Origin of the sequence: Micromonospora sp. NPDC049891 (assembly GCF_040660295.1) — a bacterium.
Lineage (GTDB): Bacteria > Actinomycetota > Actinomycetes > Mycobacteriales > Micromonosporaceae > Micromonospora.
This window is the reverse complement of the sequence record NZ_JBFAML010000028.1, coordinates 1-17,923: the sequence shown is the minus strand read 5'-3', so window position 1 is coordinate 17,923 and position 17,923 is coordinate 1. Positions and strand designations below refer to the sequence as shown.

At 72.6% G+C, this 17,923-nt stretch carries 16 protein-coding genes; 11 read left to right on the top strand and 5 right to left on the bottom strand.

From position 1 onward, the window contains the following. Window positions 1-23: 23 nt before the first annotated feature. Entirely contained in the window at window positions 24-614 is a 591-nt protein-coding gene (locus tag AB0I71_RS26620; RefSeq protein ID WP_357589088.1) for a hypothetical protein, read from the bottom strand. Between the two features lie 326 nt (window positions 615-940). Between AB0I71_RS26620 and AB0I71_RS26615 the strand changes: the two genes are divergently transcribed. From AB0I71_RS26615 to AB0I71_RS26585, 7 genes are all read left to right on the top strand, one after another. Next, window positions 941-1,435 (top strand): hypothetical protein, encoded by a 495-nt coding sequence (locus AB0I71_RS26615; protein WP_357589086.1) that lies wholly within the window; start codon window positions 941-943, stop codon window positions 1,433-1,435. A 44-nt stretch (window positions 1,436-1,479) separates the two neighbouring features. Then, on the top strand, window positions 1,480-1,635 hold the full coding sequence (locus AB0I71_RS26610) for a DUF4177 domain-containing protein (RefSeq protein ID WP_013736319.1): 156 nt from the start codon (window positions 1,480-1,482) through the stop codon (window positions 1,633-1,635). Next, window positions 1,632-2,102, top strand: a complete 471-nt coding sequence (locus tag AB0I71_RS26605) for a RidA family protein (protein WP_357589084.1) — start codon at window positions 1,632-1,634, stop codon at window positions 2,100-2,102. The genes AB0I71_RS26610 and AB0I71_RS26605 overlap by 4 nt, the downstream gene beginning before the upstream one ends. Before the next feature lie 124 nt (window positions 2,103-2,226). Continuing rightward, window positions 2,227-3,054: an MBL fold metallo-hydrolase gene (locus AB0I71_RS26600; RefSeq protein WP_357589082.1), complete on the top strand. Its 828-nt coding sequence runs from the start codon at window positions 2,227-2,229 to the stop codon at window positions 3,052-3,054. Further along, window positions 3,051-6,638, top strand: a complete 3,588-nt coding sequence (locus tag AB0I71_RS26595) for an adenylate/guanylate cyclase domain-containing protein (protein WP_357589080.1) — start codon at window positions 3,051-3,053, stop codon at window positions 6,636-6,638. The genes AB0I71_RS26600 and AB0I71_RS26595 overlap by 4 nt, the downstream gene beginning before the upstream one ends. A 236-nt stretch (window positions 6,639-6,874) precedes the next feature. Next, window positions 6,875-7,417: a hypothetical protein gene (locus AB0I71_RS26590; RefSeq protein ID WP_357589078.1), complete on the top strand. Its 543-nt coding sequence runs from the start codon at window positions 6,875-6,877 to the stop codon at window positions 7,415-7,417. Between the two features lie 31 nt (window positions 7,418-7,448). After that, complete coding sequence (locus tag AB0I71_RS26585) at window positions 7,449-8,912, top strand: serine/threonine-protein kinase (RefSeq protein WP_357589076.1); 1,464 nt, start codon at window positions 7,449-7,451, stop codon at window positions 8,910-8,912. Between the two features lie 22 nt (window positions 8,913-8,934). On the opposite strand, the gene AB0I71_RS26580 is transcribed toward AB0I71_RS26585, so the two are convergent. Further along, window positions 8,935-9,237, bottom strand: a complete 303-nt coding sequence (locus AB0I71_RS26580) for a hypothetical protein (RefSeq protein WP_357589074.1) — start codon at window positions 9,235-9,237, stop codon at window positions 8,935-8,937. Between the two features lie 257 nt (window positions 9,238-9,494). Between AB0I71_RS26580 and AB0I71_RS26575 the strand changes: the two genes are divergently transcribed. Then, the gene (locus tag AB0I71_RS26575) at window positions 9,495-11,294 is read left to right on the top strand and encodes an alpha/beta hydrolase (protein WP_357589072.1); all 1,800 of its coding nucleotides are present in this window, start codon (window positions 9,495-9,497) and stop codon (window positions 11,292-11,294) included. Window positions 11,295-11,417: 123 nt separating this feature from the next. Here AB0I71_RS26575 and AB0I71_RS26570 read toward each other — a convergent pair whose 3' ends face one another. Continuing rightward, window positions 11,418-11,771: a helix-turn-helix domain-containing protein gene (locus AB0I71_RS26570; RefSeq protein WP_357589070.1), complete on the bottom strand. Its 354-nt coding sequence runs from the start codon at window positions 11,769-11,771 to the stop codon at window positions 11,418-11,420. Window positions 11,772-11,848: 77 nt separating this feature from the next. On the opposite strand from AB0I71_RS26570, the gene AB0I71_RS26565 reads away from it, so the two are divergent. From AB0I71_RS26565 to AB0I71_RS26555, 3 genes are all read left to right on the top strand, one after another. Then, on the top strand, window positions 11,849-12,463 hold the full coding sequence (locus AB0I71_RS26565; RefSeq protein ID WP_357589068.1) for a hypothetical protein: 615 nt from the start codon (window positions 11,849-11,851) through the stop codon (window positions 12,461-12,463). A 92-nt stretch (window positions 12,464-12,555) separates the two neighbouring features. Beyond that, a complete protein-coding gene (locus AB0I71_RS26560) occupies window positions 12,556-13,497 on the top strand; it encodes a transporter substrate-binding domain-containing protein (protein WP_357589066.1) in 942 nt (313 codons plus the stop codon). After that, a complete protein-coding gene (locus tag AB0I71_RS26555) occupies window positions 13,494-14,645 on the top strand; it encodes a hypothetical protein (protein WP_357589064.1) in 1,152 nt (383 codons plus the stop codon). Before AB0I71_RS26560 ends, AB0I71_RS26555 begins: the two co-directional genes overlap by 4 nt. A gap of 107 nt (window positions 14,646-14,752) precedes the next feature. Here AB0I71_RS26555 and AB0I71_RS26550 read toward each other — a convergent pair whose 3' ends face one another. Together AB0I71_RS26550 and AB0I71_RS26545 are read right to left on the bottom strand one after the other, a co-directional pair. Then, window positions 14,753-15,937, bottom strand: coding sequence for an acyl-CoA dehydrogenase (locus AB0I71_RS26550; RefSeq protein WP_357589062.1), 1,185 nt, complete (start codon window positions 15,935-15,937; stop codon window positions 14,753-14,755). Further along, on the bottom strand, window positions 15,934-17,923 hold a 1,990-nt coding region (locus AB0I71_RS26545; RefSeq protein ID WP_357589060.1), incomplete at its 5' end, for a biotin carboxylase N-terminal domain-containing protein. The genes AB0I71_RS26545 and AB0I71_RS26550, both read right to left, overlap by 4 nt.

Here is a 17,923-nt window from a genome sequence, read left to right as displayed (position 1 = left end):
TCGAGCCTATCCATCCGGTGTGCTCAGGCGACCTCGCAGACCCACCAGCCGGTCTTACGGATCACCGTGAAGCGCAGATCCTGGTCGGCGATCTTCTCGTCGGCGGTGGTCACGGTCACCGTGGTGGTGACGGTGGCCCGGTCGCCGGTCTCGTTGTCCACAGTCGGGGTGTCCCAGCGGAACCGGGGGTTCTGGTAGGTCGAGACGTACTCCTCGACCTCGGCCACCTTGGCCCGGATCTTGTCCTGGTCGCGGGCGGCGGTGCAGACCAGACCTGCCGCCTTGGCCGCGTCCCGGTCCTGGTAGACCGCGGTCAGGAAGTCGTCCACCGCCACCGACGGATCCGGTGCGCCCTCGCCCGCCTCGGTGTTGCGCAGGGTGAGGAACGCGGCCACGCCGCCTCCGGCGCAGAGCAGCAGCACCACGACAAGCGCGAGCGAGGCCAGCAGTGCCCCCCGCTTACGCGGCGGTGCGGGCGGCGACTGGTACGGCGGATATCCGGACTCGGGCGGCGGGGCACCGGGCCCGGTGGCTGGCGGCGAGGACTGGGCCGGTGAACCGGCCGGCGGGAGGTCGGTGGGGCCGGTCGGGCCCCCGGCGGGTGGCTGGGTCATCGGTCCCCCCGGGTGCGGCGCAGCACCGCGTAAAGGCGGTGAGCGTGGGATCGGGTGGCCGGGCCGGGCGCCCGTCCAGACGGGAAGGGTAGCGGTCCGCGGTCCCGCTGCGGAGGGCCCGGTGTACCCGGTACGGAGATCGCGATCAACTTTCCGCTGGTCGGGTGTCGCAAATGTGACCGAACGCGATCGGGCGCGCGCGTCCTGTTGATGGGACCGGTGTCCCGGTCCTACGGTCGCTCCGGCACGCCCCGGTTCGGGCCGGGCGGATGGGTCCCGGACCGGTGGGCGGCGCCGTGACCAGGTACGACGCCCGGAGGCAGTGCATGCGCGACACGGACAACACCCCCCGAGCCCAGTTCCCCGCCGGGCCGCTGCGGGGCAGCCGGACGGCTGGCGGAGACTCCTCCGGCCGGCTGCCGGTGAACGAGCGGTCGTACCGGCGTCCTGTCGACCCGGTCACGAGTGTCGAGCCGGCCGGCGGGCGGGAGGAGGACGGCCCCGGCTACGTCATCCACCTGCCGATCCGGGTCACCGACCTGGCCGCCGCGACCGCGCTGGCCGGTCGGGTGGCCACCTCGCTGAACTTCCTGCTGGAGCTGGACGCCGGCGAGACCGAGGTGTCGACCGCCGACGACCAGAACAATCGGCACCGGGTCTTCTGCGACCTGCTGCTGCCGGACCGCACGCGCTGCCCCCAGCCCTACGAGCATGCCGGCCCGTGCGGGGAGCTGCCGCCAGCGCCCGAGCAGCGGACCGCCCCCGAGCAGTGGCCCGACGCTGAACAGCGTCCCGCGTCCCGGCCGGCCGGCGGACCGTAGGCTGTGCCCCGAAGTGTCCATGCCACCGAGGGAGTCCTCCACCGATGCAGAAGTGGGAATACGCCACGGTCCCGCTGCTGGTCCACGCGACCAAGCAGATCCTCGACAACTGGGGTGAGGACGGCTGGGAACTCGTCTCCGTCGTTCCCGGACCGAACCCGGAGCAACTTGTCGCCTACCTGAAGCGTCCGAAGGCATGAGTGTCGTGACCAACGGACCTCACGCCAGGCTGGCGGAACTCGGGTTGGAGCTGCCGGAGGTGGTGCCGCCGGTGGCCAGCTACCTGCCGGCGGTGCAGTCCGGGCAGCACGTGTACGTCTCCGGCCAGTTGCCGATGGCCGAGGGCAAGCTGCTGGCCACCGGCAAGGTCGGCGCCGGCGTCTCGGCCGAGCAGGCCAAGCAGCTCGCCCAGCGCTGCGCCCTCAACGCGCTCGCCGCGATCGACTCGCTTGTCGGTCTGGAGAACGTCGTGAAGGTCGTGAAGCTGACCGGCTTCGTCGCCAGCGCCCCCGGCTTCACCGGCCAGCCCGGTGTCATCAACGGCGCGTCGGACCTCTTCGGCACCGTCTTCGGCGAGGCGGGCCGCCACGCCCGCTCAGCCGTCGGCGTCGCGGAGCTACCCCTGGACGCCCCGGTCGAGGTCGAGGTCATCGTCGAGGTCTCCTGACCCCACCGCCCCTACCCCGCGATCTTGCACTTCTGGTTGGGACGAAGGCCCCTAACGAGGGCGAATCGGGGACCGGAACTGCAAGATCGCGGGGGTGCGTTCGCGGAGTCGTACGATCGCAGCCATGGGAGGGCATGTGACGGGGGCGGTGACCGCCCTCGCCAGCGAACTGCCGGACTGGGTGACGTTGTTGCGGGCACCCAACCCGGGGGCGATGACGCTTGACGGCACCAACACCTGGCTGCTGCGGGCCGCGCCCGGCGAGCCGGCTCTGGTGGTCGATCCGGGGCCGGCCGACGAGGCGCACCTCGCGGCGATCGTCGCGCAGGGGCCGGTCGGGCTGGTGCTGATCACGCACGGGCACCCGGACCACACCGAGGGCTCGGCGCGCCTGCACGACCTGCTCGGTGGGGCGCACGTGCGTGCCGCCGACCCGGCCCACACCATCGGCGGTGAGCCGCTGACCGGGCCGGTCGAGGATCTTGATTGCTTCGGCCTGGAGATCCGCCTGCTCAGCACCCCCGGGCACACCGCCGACTCGGTCTGCTTCCTCGCCGGGCGGGACGGTCAGCGGGTGATCCTCACCGGTGACACGATCCTGGGCCGAGGCACCACGGTCGTGGCGCATCCGGACGGGCACCTCGGGGACTACCTGACCAGCCTGGAGCTGCTCTCGACGTACCGGGGGATCCCGGCGCTGCCCGGACACGGCCCGGCACTCGCCGACTGCGGTGCCGCCGCCGAGTTCTACCTCGCCCACCGTCGCGCCCGCCTCGACCAGGTCCGCACGGCGCTGGACGCGGGCGCGCGGACCGCGGCCGAGGTGGTCGCCGCGGTCTACGCGGACGTCGACAGGTCGTTGTGGTGGGCGGCGGAATGGTCGGTACGCGCCCAACTCGAATACCTGGGCCGGGAATCCGACGCCGGTGACGCGAGGTTGGATCCAGCGTGACCTGCCCGGTGTGCGGAACCGTCGCAGTGCCCGGCGCCCGGTTCTGCCACAACTGCGGCGCCGCGCTGCCGGCCGCCGCGACTCTGCCCGCGGCCGAGCGCCGGGTGGTGACGGTGCTCTTCGGCGACCTGTCGGACTTCACCTCCTGGTCGGAGGATCTCGATCCGGAACGCGTCGGCGCGGTCACCGACCGGGTGCTGGCCGCGCTGGCCGGGGCGGTCAAGACCTTCGGCGGGCACGTCGACAAGCTGACCGGCGACGGGATCATGGCGGTCTTCGGTGCGCCCGTGGCGCACGAGGACGACGCCGAGCGGGCGGTACGCGCCGCGTTGTCCATGCAGCGGGCGGTCCGCCGGGTGCTCGACGACGAGCGGGGCGGCGGCGCGCCGCTGGGACTACGGGTCGGGCTCAACACGGGTGACGTGATCGCCGGTATCCAGGCCGCCATCGAGTACACGGTCATCGGCGACACCGTGAACACCGCCGCCCGGCTGGCCGACGCCGCTGCCGTGGGCGCGGTCTACGCCGGTGGGCGTACCGCCGCGGCGACCCGGCACGTGGCGAGCTGGCGGGCGCTGCGGCCGCTGCGGCTCAAGGGCAAGCGCGAGCCGGTCGAGGCCTACGAACTGCTCGGCCTGCTGGACGCGCCCGGCACCCGCTCCGGTCTGGGCGACGAGGCGCCGTTCGTGGGCCGGGAGACCGAGATCGGCCGGGTGGCCGGCCGGCTCGCCGAGGTGATCGACCGTACCGAGCCCCGGGTGCTGCTGATGACCGCCGAGGCGGGCATCGGGAAGTCCCGGTTCGCCGCCGAGGTGGAACGCCTCGCCGCCGGCTACGACGTCGGTGCCGGCCGGTACGCCGCGCACACCGGTGCCCGGGTCCTCTCGGTGCGTTGCGCGGCGTTCGGCGAGCGTCGCCGGCTGGCTCCCCTCGCCGACCTGGTGCGCGCCGCGACGGGGCTGCCCAACGACGCCGCGACCGCGGTCACCCGCGCGGCCGTGGAGGAGCGGTTGCGCCGGCTCGGGCAACGGCTCAGCCGTACCCGGACCGAGCCGGCCCCGGTCGCCATCGATCAACTACTGGCCCTGCTCGGGTACGCGGAACTGCCCGCCGGCGGCCCGACGGACCAGGGCGAGTGGGGCACCGCCCAGCCGCCGACCGACGCCGACGCGGTACCGAACGCGGTCGCCGACCTGCTCAGCGCGCTCGCCGAGGAGGCGCCGCTGGTGGTGATCGTGGACGATCTGCACGACGCCACCGCGGAGACCATCGGCGCACTGGAGGTCACGCTGTCCCGGCTCAGCGGGCCGGTGCTGGTGCTGCTGCTCGGCCGACCGGAGCTGGTGCGTGCCGCCGGCACCCTGGCCCGGGTCTCCGACGCCGAGGTGCAGCCACTGCCGCCGCTGCGGGGTGCCGACGCGGCCCGGCTGCTGACCAGTTACCTCGGCGGTGGACGGCTGCCCCAGGCCGACGCCGACCGGTTGCTCGCCACCGCCCAGGGCAACGCCTTCTACCTGGCGGAGCTGGTCACCCTGCTGATGGAGCGTGGCGCGCTCACCGCCGGGACGCGCAACAGCTGGCGGCTGGCACCCGGCTCGCTGGGCAGCCGGCTGCTCTCCCGGGACCTCGCGGCGGTGCTCGCCGCCCGGATCGACGCGCTGCCGGCCGAGGCCCGCTCGGCGTTGCGCGACGCCGCGGTGGTCGGCGACACGGTGCCGGACGGTGCGCTGGAGGCGTTGCGGGAGCAGCGCACCGGTCGGGACGGCCGTCCGGCCGCGGTCGCCGCCGTCGAGCTGGAACGGGCCGTGGAGGAGTTGCTGCAACGCCGGATGCTGCACCGCACCCGCAGCGGGTACGCCTTCGCCACCCCGCTGATGCGGGAGGCCGCGTACTCCGGGATCAGCAAGGCGGAACTGGCGGAACGGCACGCCGCGCTGGCCCGCTGGGCGGCTCCGGTGACCGAGGCGACCGGAGCGAGCAGCACCGGGACCGGTCCGGGCGGTTTCTCGGAGTCGGCCCGGGACGACTTCGTGGCCGAGCACGTCGAGCGGGCCACCGCGCTGGCCGACGCGGTCACGCTGCGTCCGGACGCGCCGGCCCGGGCGGTCGCGTCGCTGGGTGTGGCGGCGCTCGGCCGGGCCACCCGCCGGGCGCTGCACGCCGGGGAGCCGGCGCTGGCCGTCGAGTACGCCGAACGCGCCACCGAACTTGCCCGCGACGGGATACCCGCGGTCGACCGGGTGGCGCACGCCCGGGCACTGCTCCAGGTCGGTAGGGCCGCCGACGCCCTGGCCTCGGCCGAGAAGATCGCCGCGAACGCGGGAGACCCGGCGACGCGGGTCAGTGCCCTGCTGCTCGCCGGGCAGGCCCAGCAGGCGATGGGTGATCTCCGGCGGGCCGAGTCCTGCTGGCGGGAGGCGTTGCAGGTGGCCGGCGACGCCGACCTGCCCACCCTGCGCGCGTCGGCGATGCGCCGGCTGGGCATGACCGACTTCCTGGTCGGCCGGCTGGGCCAGGCCAGCAGTCGACTCGCGGCCGCGTACCAGGTCAGTTTGGCCGTGGGGGACCGCCGAGGACAGGCGTGGTCGTTGCAGAACCTGGCCTGGGTGACCACCACCCGGGGTGACTTCGCCGGCACGGACGCGGTGCTCGGCCGGGCCGCCCGGCTCTTCGCCGAGCTGAAGGATCCGTACGGACGGGCGTGGCTGCGCGGCACCACCGCCTTCGCCCGGCTGCTCGCCGGGCGGTTGCGGGAGGCGCGCCGACTGGCCCGGGTCTTCCTGCCGTTCGGTGAGCGGGTCGGCGAAGCGTGGGCGGTGGGCACCCTGCGGGCGGTCGACGCGTACGCCAACGCCGAGCTGGGCGAGCTGGTCGACGCCGACCGGGAGGCCCGTCGGGCGTACCGCGACTTCGCCGCCGCCTCGGACGACTGGGGGCAGGGCTTCGCGCTCGTGGTCCGGGGCGTGGTCGCCCGAGGGCTGGGCGAGCCGGAGCACGCCGCGGACCTGCTGACCGACGCGCTCGCGTACGGCCGCCGGACCGCTCACCCGCTGCTCACCGGCATGGCCGGCACGCTGCGTGGCTTCGTCGCGCTGGAGATGGGCGACGTGGCCGGTGCCGAACGGGACGCCCGCGCGGTGCTCACCACGGTGGAACCGCACAATCCGCAGGCACCGGCACAGGTGGCTCCCCGGGTGCTGCTGGCCACCGCCCGGTTGGCGGCCGGTGACTCCGGCACGGCGGTCGGCCTGCTCGCCCCGGTCGCCACGATGGCGGCCACCACCCCGTCCCTGCTCTTCTCCCGGCGGCAGTCGATGGCCCGCTACGCCTCGGCCCTGCTCGCCCACGGCCAGCGCGAACAGGCGCTGGACTGGGCCCGTCGGGCGGTGCGCGCACCGGCCGAGGACGCCCGCAGCCAGGTGATCGCGGCGAGCGTACTGGCCGAGGCGCTGGCCGCGTGCGGGCGGCCGGCGGAGGCGAAGGCCAGCGCCGAGGACGCGGTCCGGTTGTCGTACGCCACCGAGCAGCGCAGCGAACGGGCCGCCGCGGAGGCGCTGCTCACGCGCCTGCGTACCCCCGGCTGACCGCAGCCGCCCGCGACGCCGACGTGCCCCGCCCCAGGGCGTTGCCGAGGGCCGCGCTCCTGGCCGGAAACGTCCGGCGGGCCGCGCGGGTATCCCGGCCCGATTCGTCCCGTCGTTCGGCGGCCGGTACGGATCTGACGGTTTCGGGGATGTGGCGGGTCGGGACGGGCCGCTAGCGTGACGGGTGCATGTGGCCGTCGATGTCGTCGGTCGTGCCGTCGAGGGGGAGGACGAAGATGAGGCTGCCGCGTTCGGTCGCGGGGTGGACGATCGCGGTGTTCGGCGTGCTGGCGCTGGTGATGGGGACGGTCGGCCTGCTCTGGCCGGAGGCGCTGCTGCGGATGCTCGGCTTCGAGATTCCGCAGACCCGTGCACCTGGCGACTACACGGGTGTCTTCGTGACGGCTTCCTCGATGGCCTCGTTCAACATGGGGGTCTACTACCTGCTCGCCACGGCCACCGAGTGGCGCGCGTTCTACCGCTTCACGGTGGTGTTCCGGCTTGTCACGTTCACGGTCTTCACCATCGCGGTGCTCGCCGACATCGCGCCGGGGCGGTTCTTCGGGGTGGCGGCCTGGGAAGGGCTGGGCGCGTTGGCCACCGCCGGCGGACTCTGGTGGGACGCGCGCCGGTCTCCGGGCTCGGGTACGACCGGTGCCCCGGGGGTCACGGCCACGGCGGGCGGGAGCGGATCGATTCCCGGCGAACCGGTGCCGGACGGCGACCGGCGCGGTGCCGGAACGTCGGGTGTGGGGCCGGCCACCGATGCGGTTCACTGAGCAGCCGGCACAGTTCGGTATTTTCGAGATTGTGACCGACACCCCGCCCGGCGCTCTGCCGACGCCCATCGTGCCTGGTCTGACTGATTTGCAGGTGTTTGCCCGAGGTGGTTACGCCACCGTCTACCGGGCGACGCAGATCTCGGTCGGTCGCGAGGTCGCGGTCAAGGTGGAGAACCGGACCCTGGTCAGCGACCGGGACCAGGCCCGCTTCCTGCGCGAGGCGCGTGCCGCCGGTCGGATGTCGTCCCACCCGCACGTGGTCGACCTGTTCGACGTCGGGGTCACCATCGACCAGCACCCTTACCTGATCATGGAACTCTGCGACGGGTCGTACGCCGAGCGGATGCGCAACTCACCGCTGGGCGCCGTCGAGGCCCGCGATCTCGGCATCAAGATCGCGGACGCCATCGCCCACTCGCACGCCGCCGGTGTGCTGCACCGGGACGTCAAGCCGGCAAACATCCTCCACTCGCACTTCAACTCGGCGGTGCTCGCCGACTTCGGGCTCGCCGTGGTCGCCGAGATGCGGGACGCCTCCGTCGCGCTGGAGGTGCTCACGCCGGCCTACGCGCCGCCGGAGATGTTCAGCCACAGTCCGCCGTCGCCGGCCGTCGACGTGTACGCGCTCTGCGCGACGCTCTACGCGGTGATGCACGGCAGGCCGCCGCGCTGGCAGAGCGAGCGCAACCCGAGCCTGGTCACCGTGCTGGAGATGTTCCACCAGCCGATCCCCGGCCTGCCCGGCATCCCGGAGGACCTGGTCGACGTCCTGCGTGCCGGCATGGCCAACGATCCCGGCGACCGCCCGTCCGCCGCGGAACTACGCGACCTGCTGACCAACCTGACGCTGGACGGCTCAGGAGCGTCGAGCACTCCGGTGACACCGATCGGCGGTGCTGCCGCCGGAGTCCACGACGCCGGCCGCCCCGCCCCGTCGGCCGGCGGTGGTGCCACCGAGCGCAGCCGCCGCCGACGCTGGTTCCTGGGGGCCGCCGGGGTGGTCGCCCTCGCTGCCTCGGCGGGCGTCGGCGCCTGGGCGGCAGGTGGTGTGCCGTCGCCGCAGGCCAGCATTCCGGCCCGTCCGGCGGCAACCGGGGTGCTCCGCCCGGGCTGCGCCACTCACCCGGAGGCGCTTCCCGCCGGTGCACAGTGCGCGCCGGAACTGGAGTGCTTCGGGCCGGTGCAGGTGCGTGGCCAGCGGGCCGAGGCCAGCCGAATGCCCTGCGACACCCGGCACACCTGGGAGAGCTACGCCCAGGGACAGTTGCCGGCCGCGTTGGTCGATGCCGGCCACGACGAGATCGTCGCGGATCCCCAGGTACGCCAGGTCTGCAACGAGGGGACGTTCCGCCTGGTGAGCGGGCTGCGCGAGACGGGTGGATGGAACCTTGAGGTGCTACCGCCGGCCGACGCGGACACCGATCTCACCTACCGTTGCCTGGCCGGGCGGGGCTTGAACGGGCTGGCCTCGCCCACACTCACCAGCGGCTGAGTCACCAGAGGGGTCGCGGATGTCAGCGTCCCTGCCGATCACGGCGATGTCGGTCCCGCATCGCCCGGACCGCGTCCCGATCACCCAGAGTCTCCAGTGTGTCGGCGTCGAGGCCGGCCGGCTCGATCCCCGGCCCTCCGGACGTCGGCCCCCAATCGGGTCGAACATCCGCGTCGCGCTGCCGGGCAGCGGTGACGGCCACCCCGGCGACCGTGGCGAGCAGGACGCAGAGCAGCGCCCCCGCCACTCCCAGCAGATCCTGCCGGCGCCCCACGACCAGTGCCGCCAGCAGCCAGAACGCCGCCAGGGCCGCGACCACTGCCACGGTCCGTGCATCGGATCCTGGGAACCGTCTCACCCGTCCAGAATGTCGGAGATTGCCGATCTGTCAACAGCAACCGGCTTCACCAGGCGTAACACCTGACAAACAACAGCTTGCCGGATGAAGTGGTCGCTGCGACAGTGCGTGTCGAGTCGGAAATGCGCCTTCTGTTCGGACGCCACACATTGCCGGACATCTCTAGAGTGGCGGTGGTCGAGCCTCGGTTCGACGTGTCCCGTCTCCCACCGGAAGGCGTCCACATGCCACGACCAATCCGGAGCCTGGCCGCAGCAGGGCTCGTCGGCGTGCTTCTCGCCGGCGCTGCGGTCACACCCGCCGCCGCGTCCACCACGATCGGCGGTGGCACCGCGATCGTCTCGCACCGCACCAGCATCGCCGAACGGCTGCGGGTGGACCGGGTGCCGACGCCCAAACTGGACTGGTACCGCTGCTACGACTACGCCGAGTGCGCGACCGTCCGGTTGCCGCTGGACTATGACCAGCCGAAGGGGGCGACCACCGAGATCGCGGTGCTGCGGGTCAAGGCGCGGGACCAGAAGCGCAAGATCGGCAGCCTCTTCCTCAATCCGGGCGGCCCGGGCGGCTCGGGCACCAGCATCGCGCTCGCCGCGCCGTACTTCCTCGGTGACGACGTGCTCGACCGGTTCGACATCGTCGGGGTGGACCCGCGCGGCGTCGGCGCCAGCGACCAGGTCAGGTGCTTCACGTCGGTGAAGGAGCAGACCAGGGCGTACGAGGGCCTGAACGTCGCCTTCCCGTACACGCGGGACGAGGAGAAGGCGTACGTCGCCTCCTCGATCGCGGTCGGCAAGGCCTGCTCGACCACCGGCAAGCCGATCAGCGGTGCGATGTCCACCGCCGAGGTCGCCCGCGACATGGACGTGCTGCGCCGCGCGGTCGGCGACAAGCGACTCACCTACCTGGGCTTCAGCTACGGCAGCATCCTCGGTCAGTACTACGCCAACATGTTCCCGGACCGGGTACGCGCGCTGGTCATCGACGGCGTGCTGGACGCCACGGCGTGGTTCGGCGCCGGCAAGGCGGGCGACGTCCTCCAAGAGGAGCGGATGCGCAGCGCGCAGGGCGCCCACAAGGCGCTGCGCGAGATCCTCAAGCGGTGCCGGACAGCCGGGGTGGACGCCTGCCCGCTGGCCTCCGGTGACCCGGTCGCCCTGTTCGAGACGGTGACCAAGCGGTTGAAGGCGAACCCGCTGGTGCTGGAGGACCCGGACTTCGGCGAGTTCACCTTCACCTACGCCGACTTCATCGGTGCCATCCTCGGTGGGCTGTACGGGCCGTACGGCTACCTGGACGTCGCCTACCTCACCCATGAACTGCTGGTGCTGACGGACCCGTCGGCGTCCCGGGTGACCCGCGAACAGGCCCGGGTCTCGGTGCTCAAACGAGCCGTCACGGCCCGCGAGCAGGCTCGTGCCTACGACTTCCCGTACAACAACGGCCTGGAGACCTTCCTCGGCGTCGACTGCACCGACGCGAACCACCCCAGAGACGCCGCCTCCTGGCCGGCGCTGGCGGCCAGGGCGGACCAGCGTGACCCGCACTTCGGGCGGATCTGGGCCTGGGCCACCTCGCCCTGTGCCCGCGACACCTGGACGGTGCGCGACGAGGACCGCTTCACCGGTCCGTTCAACCGACGCACGTACAGCCCGGTGCTGGTGGTCGGCAACTACTGGGATCCGGCGACGAACTACAACGGCGCGGTCGCCGCGGCCCGGCTGCTGCCGAACAGTCGGCTGCTCGCCAGCGACAGCTGGGGGCACACCGCGTACGGGACGTCGGCCTGTGTGGACGGTGCCGTCGACGCGTACCTGCTGCGGTTGACGTTGCCGAAGAAGGGCAAGGTCTGCCACGGCGACATCCAGCCGTTCGAGGAGCTGCCGGAGCCCGATGCGGCGCTACGCGCGGACACCTCCAAGGGCGACCTGGCCGCTCAGGGCGCGCCGGGTCGTGGTGAACCCAAGCAGCTTCCGCCGGTCGTCGCGCCGTTGCCGGCCGTGGGCAGCCTGACGGTCCGCTGAGGTTCCGCTCCACTACGCCGGGGTACGGCGGGCGTTCGGGTCGCCCGCCGTACCCCGGCCCGTTTGTCGGGTGGTGGGTACCGGTCGAGACGCTGGCCGCGCGGGCGGCCGGCGGCGGCACGGTCAGCCGGCCCCGAGCCGTCGGGTGCCGGGCAGGTGGGTGGTTCCCCAGGTGGCGATGCTGTCGAGCACCGGGGCGAGGTCCCGCCCGCGTTCGGTCAGTCGGTACTCGTACCGCCGGGGGCGCTCGCTGTAGGGGCGGCGTACGAGGATCCCGCACTCCTCCAGCCGGCGTAGCCGGTCCGTGAGCGTGTTCGTCGGCATCCCCTCGGCCGAGGCGGCCAGGTCCGCGAACCGAAGCTCGCCGCGGAACATCAGGTCACGCACGATCAGCAGGGACCATCTGTCGCCGACGAGATCCAACGTGCCGGCGATCGCGCAGTCCGAGCGGGAAACCGCGTTCCGAGCCGATGTCATCCGTACCTCCCAGTCACTTGCAAGATACAAGTTACCTCCCTAGAGTCACTTGCAAAACACAAGTAACTGGAGGGGTTGTGACTGCGTCCGTGCGTACCCGGTCGGCCTGGTTGTCGATCCCACCCGCGCTCATCGCCGTCGGCTGGTTCTGTGCCGTGCTCGCCGCGAGCGCCCTGGGTGCCTTCCGTACCCCACCGGGTGACCCGCCGGTGGCCCTCGCGCTCGCCGCCGGTGTCCCGCCACTCACCGTGCTCGTCCTCGCCGTCCGGTCGCCGCGATTCCGCGCCTGGGCCCGCCGCCTAGATCTGCGGTTCCTCACCCTGTTGCAGACCTGGCGGGTCGCGGGACTGGCGTTCCTGGCGCTCGTCGCCGTCGACGCGCTGCCGGCCGGCTTCGCGTTGCCGGCCGGTCTCGGCGATGTGGCCATCGGGCTGACCGCGCCGCTGGTGGCGGCCTTCGTGGTCGATCGCGCCCGCCGGCTGTTCGTCGTCTGGACGGCCCTGGGCATCGCCGATCTCGTCCTCGCCGTCGCTCTCGGCGTCCTCTACTCGGCCAGCCCGGCCGGCCTCCTGCTCGCCGACGTCGACACCGGACTCATGTCCACCCTGCCGATGAGCCTCGTCCCGGCCTTCGGCGTCCCTGTCACCCTGGTCGCCCACCTACTGTCACTTTTCAGCCTCACCGCTCGCTGAGCTGCACCGGAGCTGGCGGTCGGAGGACCGCACCTCGACAGCCGCGGCTACTCTCAGTGCCACGCGAAATCCGAAAAGTAGCGAGGTGGGCGATGGGTGTAAGCCTTTCCAACTCCCGGTGGCGCTCGGTGGCCACCACCGCGGCGGTCGCCCTGACGCTGCTGCTCGGTGCGGCGGCCGGCTGCGACAGCCAGCGGGAGCCGGAACTGCCGTCCGTGCAGGAGAAGCTCCGCGAGTCGCAGATCTGGGGCCAGCCCGTCCTGCGGATCGGGGTGGCCGACGACGAGCCGCTGATGGGCGAGGTACGCGACGGCGTCAACATCGGGTTCGACGTCGAGATCGCCCGGTACATCGCGGCCTCCCTCGGCTACGAGGGGGCACACCGCGTCGAGTTCGTCAACGTGTCCACCGAGGACCGGATCCCCGCCCTCCAGGGCGGCGACGTCGACCTCGTCGTCTCCAGCTTCTCCATCACCGAGGACCGGAAGAAGCAGGTCAGCTTCGCCGGGCCGTACTTCGTCACGAAACAGGAGGTGCTGGTGCCGACCCGGCACCGCAGCGCTATCCGTACCATCGAGGACCTGCGGAACCCGGACTACAAGATCTGTACCAGCGGCGGCTCCACCACCGAGGCGGAGCTGGAGAAACACCAGGTTCCCACGCTGGTGGTGAAGGACGTCTGGGACTGCGTCAAGGGCATCCGGGCCGGCAAGTACGACGCGGTCAGCTCGGACGAGACGATCCTCGCCGGCTTCCTGGCCCGCTACCCGACCGAGTTCGAGATCGTCGACATGCCGTTCGGCACCAGCGAACTGCTCGGCGTCGGCGTGCCGATCGGTGATCCGGCGCTGCGCGACCTGGTCGCGTACTTCCTCGACAAGAGTTACCAACAGGAACGCAACGGGGAGGCCAGCCCGTGGCAGACCGCGTACAACCGGACGCTGGGGCCGTGGCTACGGGTCGAGAAGCGACAACCACAGCCGTTGGACGTGCCGAAGCTCGTCGACTTCGACGACAAGGCGCCACAGCGATGAGTACCGCACCCGCCACCACCTCGGACGATCCGGACGCCGGCCGCCCGCCGCCCGTACCGCGGAATCCCGTGCCACCGTCCGCCTCGCCGCCCCCAGCGCTGTCAACGAAGTCGACGGCACCGGCAGAGCAGGTCACGCCGGCCGCCGCCACCTCACCGACGAGTGGTGACGGCGGCTGGGACCCGGCCGAGCGCCGGGCGCGAGCCAGCCAGTCGTTTTGGACGGCGGTGGTCGGCGTACCGGCGATCTTCTCGGTGCTGCGGCTCGGCATCGAGGCCGGCGGCGAACTGCAGACCACGTTGCTGCTGGTGGCCAACGTGGGTCCGGTCAACCTGCTCGCCGGCTTCCTCACCACGGCGGCCCGCCTGCTCTCCACAGTGCTTGTCGCGGTCTTCGCGCTCGGCGGGGTCCTCGCCGCCAGCGGGCACCGGATGACCCGTCGGCCGCTCTTCGCCAGGTGGGCGGAGATCACCCCGAGCTGGCTCGTCGCGGCGAGCTTCCTGATGGCCCTGGTGACCTGGCCGCTGCTGTATCTCCCGTTGCTGCTGCCCACCTTCGCGGCGGCCTTCCAGTTCCGACCGGAACGCCTGCACGAACGCCCCGCCGTACGCGCCCTGATCGTCGTCGCGGCGTACGCCGGCTACCTCTGGCTGCTCGTGCCGACGCTGCGTCACGCCGGTGGGCAGGGCGAGCCGCTGCCGATCGTGCTGCTGGTCCTACCGCCGTTGCTGGCTCTCTTCGTCGCCGGGCCGCTGCCCGGGATCGTCATCCGGTTGCTCGCCCCGGTGACCCAGCTCGCCGTGCTTGTGGTGCTGGTCTGGGCCGCGCTGCCGGTGATCAGCACGCCGGTACTGCCGATGACGGTGACCACTGTGGGCGAGCCCGGTGCCACCGCTGCCGGTGCCGCCGAGGAGATCCGTGGGCACGTGGTGACCACCGACGACGTCAACATGGTGATCCTCCAGGAGCGCGGCGGGGTGCGCTACGTGCCGGTCGACCAGGTACGGGGGCAGGTGCTCTGCCCGTCGGAGGAGGAACTGCCCCGGTACCGGCTGCGCATCCACGACTTCCACATCGAGGACTCGCTGTTGGAAGGGCTTGGCCGTCGGGTACGCCCCGTCCACCGGGTCGACGCCGCCTGCCGCTGAGCCGTGCACACCCGTGTCCGTGCCGCAGGTTGCGGCATGTCGCCCCTTCCCACCGGGGCGAACGCGCGACATGCCGCAACTCGCGACGATCATCCACGTGACCTCCCTCAGTACGACTTCTCCTGACCGAGGAGGTGCTGGGCGACGAAGTTGAGGATCATTTCCCGGCTGACCGGAGCGATCCGGCCCGCCCGTACCGCCCCGAGCAGGGTGGCCACGCCGTACTCGGTGGTCATACCGGCGCCGCCGAGCGCCTGCACGGCCGTGTCCACCGCCAGCGCGGCAGCCTCGCCGGCCGCGTACTTGGCCATGTTGGCCGAGACGCCGGCCTCCAGGTCACGGCCGGCGTCGTACAGCGTCGCCGCCTTCTGAATCATCAGCCGGGCCAGTTCGACCTGGACTGACGCGTGCGCGAGGGGGTGCGACACCCCCTGGTGGGAGCCGATCGTCCGCCCACCCCAGACGGAACGGGTCGCGGTGTACTCGGCGGCGCGCTCGATGGCGTACCGGCCGGTGCCGGCGCCCATCGCGGCGACAGTGATGCGTTCCGGGTTCAGCCCGGCGAAGAGCGCCGGCAGGCCGGCGTCCAACGACTCGCCGACCAGCGCGTCGGCGGGCAGCCGTACGTCGTCCAGGTAGAGCAGGAACTGGTTCTCCGGGGACACGATCTCCATGTCGAGCTTGGACCAGGTCAGCCCGGCCGCGTCGGTCGGCACGATGAACAACGCCGGCTTGAGTCTCTGCGGTGCCGCGTCCGCTGAGCCGGCACTGCCGTCGGCGACGCGGGCCACCACCAGGACGTGCCCGGCCTCGTCCACGCCGGAGATGTAGCACTTACGGCCGGACAGCACCCAGTCGTCGCCGTCGCGGCGGGCCATCGTGGTGAGACGGTGGAAGTTCGAACCGGCGTCCGGCTCGGTGATCGCGAAGACGATCTTCTGGGAGCCGTCGGCCAGCCCCGGCAGGTGGCGTTTGCGCTGTTCCTCGGTGCCGTGCCGGTTGATGACGGTGGCGGCGATGGCGGGGGAGACCACGAGCAGCAGCAGCGGGCAGCCGGTGGCGGCCAGTTCCTCGCAGACGATGGCCAGGTCGGTGATGCCGCCGCCGCCACCGCCGTACTCGGTGGGGATGTTGACGCCCAGGTAGCCGAGCCGGCCGGCCTCCTGCCACAGCTCGGTGGTGTGCTCGCCGGCCTTGGCCTTCGCCACGAAGTACTCGTGGCCGTACCGCCTGCCCAGCGCGCGCACGGCGTCGCGGAGCTGATCCTGCTCGGGGGTGAGGTCGAAGTTCATGACGGCGACTCCTCATCGGGGGTGACCACGGCCAGCACGGCGCCCGTGTCGACCTGACCGCCGGCCGGCACCGGCAGCTCGGTGACCAGGCCGTCGGTGGGGGCGAGCACGGGGTGTTCCAGCTTCATCGCTTCCAGGGTCAGCAGCAGGTCACCGGTGGCGACCCGGTCACCGACCTCGACGTGCACCCGGGCCACCGCGCCGGGCAGCGGCGCGAGCAGCGACCCGGCGGCCAGCTCCGCGGTGGGCAGCGGGAAACGCGGCAGCTCGGTCAGGCCCGTCGCCCCGGCCGGGCCGTCCACGAAGACCTCCGACCCCACCCGGTGTACGCGGTACGCCCGCCGCACCCCGTCGACGTCGAGCACGACCCGCTCCGGGTACGCCTCGACAAGCGCGACGGCCGGTGTCGCCGGGTCGGTGTCGCCCTCGGCTGTCGGGGTGGGGGCCACCGACCACTCGGCGAGGCTGCCCGAGCGGTCCAGCCGGTAGCGGATCTCGATCTCGTCGCCGTCCGGGCCGGTGAACCGGGTGACCTGCGGGACGGCGGGTACGTTGCGCCAGCCCGAGGGCAGGCTGGCCAGCACCGGCGCCGACGTCCGGCGAGCGGCGGCAGACGCCAGCGCGGCGGCCAGCGCGACCAGGGGAACCTCCGCGGCGGGCAGGATCGGCTCGAAGACTTCGGCGTGCCGGTCCAGGAAGCCGGTGTCGATGTCGACGGCGGTGAACTCCGTGCTGCGCAGGACACGGACCAGCAGGTCCCGGTTGGTGGCCACGCCGTGCAGCTCGGCACGGGACAGCGCACCGGCCAGCGCGCGGGTCGCCTCCGCGCGGGTGGGCGCCCAGGCGATCACCTTGGCGAGCATCGAGTCGTAGTGGACGCTCACCGCCGACCCGTCAACCACGCCGGAGTCCAGCCGCAGGCCGGGCGCGGCCAGTGGTCCGAACTCGGCCGCCACGCCGGGCAGGGCGAACCGGTGCAGGGTGCCGGTGGCCGGCCGGTACCCGTGCGCGGGATCCTCGGCGCAGAGGCGGACCTCGATCGCGTGTCCGGTGACCTGTGGTGTCGTGACCAGCGGCAGCGGCGCACCCTCGGCGACAAGCAGTTGCAGCCGGACCAGGTCCAGCCCGGTGGTCAGCTCGGTGACCGGATGCTCCACCTGGAGGCGGGTGTTCATCTCCAGGAAGTGGATCTCCCCGTCGGAGGCGAGCAGGAACTCGACAGTGCCGGCCCCGACGTAGTCGACAGCCCGTCCGGCGGCCACCGCCGCCTCGTGCAGCCGCTCGCGCACCTCGTCGGCCAGGACGCCGGGCGCCTCCTCGACGATCTTCTGGTGCCGGCGCTGGATCGAGCAGTCCCGCACACCCAGCGCCACCACCGTGCCGTACCTGTCGCCGAAGATCTGCACCTCGACGTGCCGGCCACGTTCGACGTACCGCTCGATGAAGACCGTGCCGTCGCCGAACGCCGCTGCCGCCTCGCGGCGCGCACCGGCGACGGCCTCGACCAGCCCGTCGGCGTCGCGGACCACCCGCATGCCGCGCCCGCCGCCCCCGGCGGACGCCTTCACCAGCACCGGGAAGGTCGTCACCTGTGCCGGGTCGGTCCAGGTGGGCAGCATCGGCACGCCGGCCTCGGCGAGCAGCGCCTTGGCGGCCATCTTGTCGCCCATGGCGGCGATCGCCTTGGCCGCCGGGCCGACCCAGGTCAGCCCGGCGTCCGTCACCGCCGCGGCGAACTCGGCGTTCTCGGCGAGGAAGCCGTAGCCGGGATGGACGGCGTCGGCACCGCACCGGCGGGCCGCGTCCAGGATGAGATCGATGCGCAGGTACGTATCGGCGGGCGCGTTGCCGGGCAGCCGGACGGCCTGGTCCGCCTCGGCGACGAAGGGCGCGTCGGCGTCCGCGTCGGAGTGCACGGCGACCGTCTCGATCCCGAGTGCCCGGCAGGTGGCGAAGACCCGGCGGGCGATCTCTCCCCGGTTCGCC

What these genes read in the sequence shown, in the direction of transcription:
- AB0I71_RS26615 (WP_357589086.1), top strand. Translation starts at nt 941, where the DNA reads ATGCGCGACACGGACAACACCCCCCGAGCCCAGTTCCCCGCCGGGCCG.
- AB0I71_RS26610 (WP_013736319.1), top strand. Translation starts at nt 1,480, where the DNA reads ATGCAGAAGTGGGAATACGCCACGGTCCCGCTGCTGGTCCACGCGACC.
- AB0I71_RS26550 (WP_357589062.1), bottom strand. Translation starts at nt 15,937, where the DNA reads ATGAACTTCGACCTCACCCCCGAGCAGGATCAGCTCCGCGACGCCGTG.
- AB0I71_RS26605 (WP_357589084.1), top strand. Translation starts at nt 1,632, where the DNA reads ATGAGTGTCGTGACCAACGGACCTCACGCCAGGCTGGCGGAACTCGGG.
- AB0I71_RS26600 (WP_357589082.1), top strand. Translation starts at nt 2,227, where the DNA reads ATGGGAGGGCATGTGACGGGGGCGGTGACCGCCCTCGCCAGCGAACTG.
- AB0I71_RS26560 (WP_357589066.1), top strand. Translation starts at nt 12,556, where the DNA reads ATGGGTGTAAGCCTTTCCAACTCCCGGTGGCGCTCGGTGGCCACCACC.
- AB0I71_RS26620 (WP_357589088.1), bottom strand. Translation starts at nt 614, where the DNA reads ATGACCCAGCCACCCGCCGGGGGCCCGACCGGCCCCACCGACCTCCCG.
- AB0I71_RS26590 (WP_357589078.1), top strand. Translation starts at nt 6,875, where the DNA reads ATGAGGCTGCCGCGTTCGGTCGCGGGGTGGACGATCGCGGTGTTCGGC.
- AB0I71_RS26575 (WP_357589072.1), top strand. Translation starts at nt 9,495, where the DNA reads ATGCCACGACCAATCCGGAGCCTGGCCGCAGCAGGGCTCGTCGGCGTG.
- AB0I71_RS26555 (WP_357589064.1), top strand. Translation starts at nt 13,494, where the DNA reads ATGAGTACCGCACCCGCCACCACCTCGGACGATCCGGACGCCGGCCGC.
- AB0I71_RS26570 (WP_357589070.1), bottom strand. Translation starts at nt 11,771, where the DNA reads ATGACATCGGCTCGGAACGCGGTTTCCCGCTCGGACTGCGCGATCGCC.